A 5694-nucleotide genomic window follows, 5' to 3' on the forward strand; every position below is an offset into this window, starting at 1 on the left:
CTGACCGTTGGTGGAATCATTCTGACGTAGTCACGGAACTTGAAAGTATAGGTATTTCGAGTGTCTATCACCACATTTCAGGTGAGCAGCAAGGACTAGAGACGAATCCTACGTTTTACTTACATCGTAGCCTGAAGCGCCCTTATCACATTGACTACATCTTTGCTTCAAATGACTTGTTGTATAGATGCGCTCTAGAACTCTCTAACCATACTGACTGGCTCGCTGTTAGTGATCATCTGCCTCTCACTGTACTCTTTGAAAACTAGCACCACTCAGTATTCACTAGACTACACATTAATTTCCTAGTCACCCCTCAATCTTAATGACTTGAGGGGTATCGAGAAGATTAATTTCAATAAACGACATTCGGTTTAGTTTTTTGCTTTTCTCAACAAAGAGAACAATAACAGAGTAGGTAGAAATAAGAACATAGCTGTTGGGATTGGAACAGCGCTAACGATATCGTATTTATAAAACGCTGAAGAGCTTAGGGCTGTTCCTCCAATCGCCACACTAATCGCATCGCCCGCAGACAGGAAAATCCTTTCAATGAAGGTGTGAGTTGTTTGTGAGTAGAAGCTGCTTGCATTAGCAACATCCTTCCACGAATGAGTGATATTAAACCAACCATCTTCTGATGAAGAAATAACGGTACCAGACCCAAACGATGGTTGAAAATATAAGCCAGTGCTTGTATCAAGCTGAGGATTGCTTAGATAGTAATTGAAATAAGGATAAACATCGGTAACTGGCTTGGATAAATCATTTGTCGTGCCTGGTGTGTCATAGATGCTGCAACTATCAGAAGAGCAACCTGAGTAACCTCCTGTTCCCCATATAGCATCACCAGCGATAATGGATAAAGCTGCATTTGATGAGGTAGATACTAATAAGAGAAACAGACTTACCAAAATTTTGTTCATTTTTAAGATCCTTTTAGTGAAAGTGTGATGCAGATCATAAAAACTATAACAAATAACCATGTCCTACTGACAGAAGATTTTTTGGGTACTCCCTAAAAACACACATTGCTTGAATGCAAAAGGAGTGTTCTTTTAAGTTGTGTTTTAATTTTTGAGTACGAGACCCTGCCAACTTTTAAGACTTAGATGAATACAGGAGTGTCAACTTATGAAGCTCATCGGAGATGTGAGGATGTCAACGGTAGCTCAGAACACAGAGCGCCAACTAGACGGTAGAACACTGGATAAGGTCTTCACTGATAAGTATTCTGGAAAGATACTAATCGAACACAGCTAAAGGCTTTACTTGAGTTAGTACGAGAAAGTGATGAAGTTCATGTTCATGACATCTTACGGATGGCAAGTAATGTTGCTGACCTGATTGAACTGATTAAACATATGAGCTCTCAAGATGTGATTGTCAGACTTCACAAGGAAGGACAGACCTCCACAGGCAAACAGAACGCTATGCAGGATTTGATGTTAGACGTACTATGCTTCTTTGTAGCAGTTTGACACTCGATGCTGTTGACACGTCAGAGAGAAGGTATTCAGAAAGCTAAGGAAAAAAGTGTATAAAGGCAGACCAGAACAGATAGACCGTGAGAAAGAACTTGAGTTGTTGGCTGAATGATTGTCTATCAGGAAGACAGCAGCACAACTCGAGATATCGTTCTGTACTGCACAAAGAATAATCTGTAATTAATACTGTAACTCACGCCCCACTGAAAAGGTCAAGTTAGATTCACATAACTTGTAAATAATTAACTAACTTAACCATCACTCAACTAAGCTTTTTGTAAGACGGCTATAACTCATAGTGATGACTTTGCGAATGCTTTGACTTTGATCTGTCATGATCATATTTTGTGATCTGTTTCACACTTTATGATCTTAGGGAGGGACAAAAGTGAAATCACTATTTGTATTCGCAATTTTATTAATCTTTTCTAGCAGTTCTCTAGCAGACTCTTACTTCATGACACTCAAAGGCGGTAGAGGCTATGCAGAGAGTTACTACACATATAACACCGACACTGGACATCGTGGAGAGGGAAGTAAAAATCCTTATCAATACTACGATAGTAGTGTGGGTGACGAAGAAATAGAAGATACTGATGATTTCTTTTACTTGGGTGATGGTCACTATGTCTTGCGTTGGATGGGTACGTGGACAACTTTTGCAGCATTGGAAGATGTCAGCGGAACCATTCTAGTGCAATGGCAAACATTTGAAACTCAAAATACTGTACTTGGATATTTTGGGCAAATTTTGGAATTACCAGAAACGGGTTATGGTTATTTACTGCTTGATATTGACCTCATGCAATACGACACATTCTCAATGCTAATTGAGGGTGATGCAAAATCTTTGCGATCACAAATGGAGTATAGCTTTGGCATTTTTGACGGAACAATTCCAGAGGGGCCACTTTTCGATCCAAACATTCAGGCAGTTCCACTTCCAAACACAGCTTGGCTGCTTTTACCTGCACTAATTGGAGTTGTTGGCTTCAGACGCAGACACTCTTAATCTGTTTTGGCATAGTGAGTAACTGACTTGTTACTCACTATGCCTATATTTTTTGTGCGCTCTGATATCACATCTCCTCGATAAAGCAGGATAGTTACTCAAGCTCAACCTGTCATCTCATCATCATAAAATTTGATCACACACATGTTTGTTAGTCAGAATGGCAAATAATGCACGAGTAATCGAACTAATTATTCTAGAAGTCACAATTCTGATTATTAATGACTATTTGCATCAACTGTATTTGTTCAGGTTAACATCAACCCTCTCTGAATCACGCTACCTTCATATTCACAAAATTTACATCGGCATACCATTTGGCATACCACTTTTTTTAAGATTGTGTGATTCTCTCTGAGACGTCATGAGACTAAAGTAAAAATAAGCTTATGATTTTGAATATTTTTATTGTTCTTCCTGATACCTCCGGTTACCACCTGAAACCATATAATGGCGGACTGACTCTCCGCCATACATTAAAAGCCCCTTCTCGAAGGGGCTTTTTTGTTTCTGGCATAAATAGGCTTCACCCCACCGTCTTGTTAGGTATATTCTTCCTCTGAAAATTTCTTCTCTACCTACCTTTAAGCTCTATATTTAAAGATAAAAAGTGTGTTCACTTTTCAGTCATTCAAGCCTGCCTATTATCAAAAATAATCCTATATTTCCTATTACTGATACAGATCATTTTTGCTGATAAATCAGATTGACCAATTGAGTAAGCAGCCATTAAGCTTTAATCAGTTATTCTCACAGAGACGAAGATGATTGATACGTCGGAATTACCTGCTGCCATCCCTTCCCTGAAGTTAAAGTGTGTCGCCATCGATACCTATAAAGAAAACGTGGCCTACTTGCACCGTAGTTGTGGCCTTTATCGTAGTGAGGGCTTTCAAGCACTGAGTAAAATAGAGATTCACACAGCTGATAGTGAGCAACCTGTGATTGCCGTTTTAAATGTTGTCGATGACACTTCCATTACAGATGTCGATGAGCTGGGGTTGAGTGAACAGGTTTATGAACAACTTGGCATTCCTGAAGGTTCTGAGGTGTTTATCAATCATGCCAGCCCACCAGATTCGCTCAAATCCGTACATAAGAAGATCGCAGGCGAAAAGCTTAATTACGAACAATATCTACACATCATTCAGGACATCGTTAATAACCGTTATTCAAAAATAGAAACAGCCGCCTTTATTGTGGGTTGTGCTGAAACAGGCATGGAGCGTGATGAAATATTACATCTGACGCATGCGATGGTTGATACAGGAGAGCGGATTGATTGGGGGGAAGGTTTGGTCTGCGATAAACATTGCATCGGTGGTATCCCCGGCAATCGCACCACCATGCTACTTGTGCCTATTATTGCTGCTCATGGCATGCTGATGCCTAAAACATCCAGCCGGGCAATCACGTCACCTGCTGGTACCGCAGATACCATGGAAGTCTTAGCTAACGTCGATTTGTCACTGCGTCGCCTTCATGAAATTGTCAGTGAACAACGTGCTTTTCTGGCTTGGGGGGGCACTGCAAAGCTGGCCCCGGCTGATGATGTGTTGATTTCTGTAGAACGCCCTCTATCCATGGATTCGACTGGTCAGATGATCGCCTCAATACTTTCAAAAAAAATGGCCGCTGGAGCGACACATTTAATTATTGATATTCCCATAGGGCCTTCAGCAAAAGTACATACACACATGGAAGCACTGAAGCTTCGTAAGCTTTTTGAGTATGTTGGCGACAATATGGGATTACACTTAGAAGTAGTCATTACTGATGGCAGCCAACCTATCGGTAGAGGCATAGGTCCAGTTCTGGAAACCCAGGATGTTATGAAGATTCTGACAAATGAACCTGATGCGCCCATCGATTTGAAAGAAAAAGCATTGCAACTCGCTGGCAGGATTATCGAATTTGATCCCGATGTCCGAGGCGGCCAAGGTTATACCATCGCCAGAGACATTCTTGAATCAGGCCGAGCCCTCACTAAAATGAATGCCATTATTGATGCTCAGGGTCGTAACAACACTCCGATGCGTGTTGGGAAGCTGCATTATGATATTTGTGCTCAAACAACGGGTAGCATCAGTGCAATAGATAATCTCAAAATCGCCTCCATTGCACGGCTGGCAGGTGCTCCTATGGATAAAGGTGCGGGCGTGTATCTACATAAAAAGGTCGGTGATAAAGTGAAACAAGGCGAGCCTTTGTTTACTATTTATGCTGAGTTTAATGCCGATTTTACCTTTGCAAAAAATGCCGCAATGACCGATAACAGTTATCAGATCGAGCACTTATGAGCATGACCCCCACCCTATTATTAAGCTTCTCTGACTACGAGCAACAAGCCAAAGCGCTTGCTGTTGTCTGTGGCATTCCTTATGAAACTGTCCTGTTGCACCGCTTTCCAGATGGCGAAAGTCAACTGACCTTGCCAGTCAATTTAGCGGAAACAGTTATCCTATGCCGCAGTCTCGATGATCCTAACCACAAATTAGTCGAATTGATGCTCACTGCACAATCATTACGTCAGCATGGTGTAAAACGGATTATTCTGGTGGCACCCTATCTTTGTTATATGCGACAAGATAAAGCTTTTCACCCAGGGGAAGTCGTTAGTCAGACCATTGTGGGTCATTTCCTGGCTGATTTGTTTGATGCTGTCATTACAGTCGATAGCCATCTGCACCGTATCTCCCAGTTGAGTGAAGCTATTCCGCTGGAACAGGCTATTAATCTCACCGCCACACAACCCATGGCAGAATTTATAGAAGCGCATTTCACTACCCCACTCCTTTTAGGACCGGACGGTGAATCAGAGCAATGGGTAAAAGAGATTGCCACACATTTTGGCTTTGACTATGCCGTGGCACACAAACAACGTTTAGGTGATCATAATGTTGTCGTCACATTGCCAGAGAATGACTATGCCAGACGCAATATTATTATTGTGGATGATGTTGCCAGTACGGGTAAAACCCTACTGGAAGCAGCCAAAAAACTAATGCCATATCAACCAGCATCCGTCAGTGTGTTAGTCAGTCATGCTTTGTTTATTGAAGATGCCATAGCGCAACTCAATGCGGCAGGTGTCAAACAGATATATAGCTGCGATAGCATTCCTCATCAAACAAATAGCGTGAGTTTGGCCAATATTCTCGCTAAGGCTTTACAGGGCGTTTTACAACAATAGAT

The 5694-nt window shown here is 41.6% G+C and carries 5 protein-coding genes and 1 pseudogene; 5 read left to right on the forward strand and 1 reads right to left on the reverse strand.

All coding sequences use genetic code 11. The features are described from left to right. The coding region (locus tag B4K20_RS11490) for a hypothetical protein (protein ID WP_289282987.1) at positions 1–269 on the forward strand (269 nt) is incomplete at its 5' end. Between the two features lie 105 nt (positions 270–374). Here the strand turns inward: B4K20_RS11490 and B4K20_RS11495 are convergent. Beyond that, positions 375–926, reverse strand: coding sequence for a hypothetical protein (locus B4K20_RS11495; RefSeq protein ID WP_289282988.1), 552 nt, complete (start codon positions 924–926; stop codon positions 375–377). A gap of 330 nt (positions 927–1256) precedes the next feature. Between B4K20_RS11495 and B4K20_RS17040 the strand changes: the two are divergent. From B4K20_RS17040 to B4K20_RS11510, 4 genes and pseudogenes are all read left to right on the forward strand, one after another. Continuing rightward, positions 1257–1481: pseudogene (locus tag B4K20_RS17040) on the forward strand (recombinase family protein); the annotation flags it as partial. Positions 1482–1875: 394 nt separating this feature from the next. Then, on the forward strand, positions 1876–2499 hold the full coding sequence (locus B4K20_RS11500; protein WP_289282989.1) for a VPLPA-CTERM sorting domain-containing protein: 624 nt from the start codon (positions 1876–1878) through the stop codon (positions 2497–2499). Positions 2500–3263: 764 nt separating this feature from the next. Then, complete coding sequence (locus B4K20_RS11505) at positions 3264–4799, forward strand: thymidine phosphorylase family protein (RefSeq protein ID WP_289282990.1); 1536 nt, start codon at positions 3264–3266, stop codon at positions 4797–4799. Next, the gene (locus B4K20_RS11510) at positions 4796–5692 is read left to right on the forward strand and encodes a ribose-phosphate diphosphokinase (RefSeq protein WP_289282991.1); all 897 of its coding nucleotides are present in this window, start codon (positions 4796–4798) and stop codon (positions 5690–5692) included. Before B4K20_RS11505 ends, B4K20_RS11510 begins: the two co-directional genes overlap by 4 nt. Positions 5693–5694 lie beyond the last annotated feature (2 nt).

The organism is Methylophaga sp. UBA5088, assembly GCF_002414625.1.
Taxonomy (GTDB): domain Bacteria; phylum Pseudomonadota; class Gammaproteobacteria; order Nitrosococcales; family Methylophagaceae; genus Methylophaga; species Methylophaga marina.

What these genes read in the sequence shown, in the direction of transcription:
- B4K20_RS11495 (WP_289282988.1), bottom strand. Translation starts at nt 926, where the DNA reads ATGAACAAAATTTTGGTAAGTCTGTTTCTCTTATTAGTATCTACCTCA.
- B4K20_RS11505 (WP_289282990.1), top strand. Translation starts at nt 3,264, where the DNA reads ATGATTGATACGTCGGAATTACCTGCTGCCATCCCTTCCCTGAAGTTA.
- B4K20_RS11510 (WP_289282991.1), top strand. Translation starts at nt 4,796, where the DNA reads ATGAGCATGACCCCCACCCTATTATTAAGCTTCTCTGACTACGAGCAA.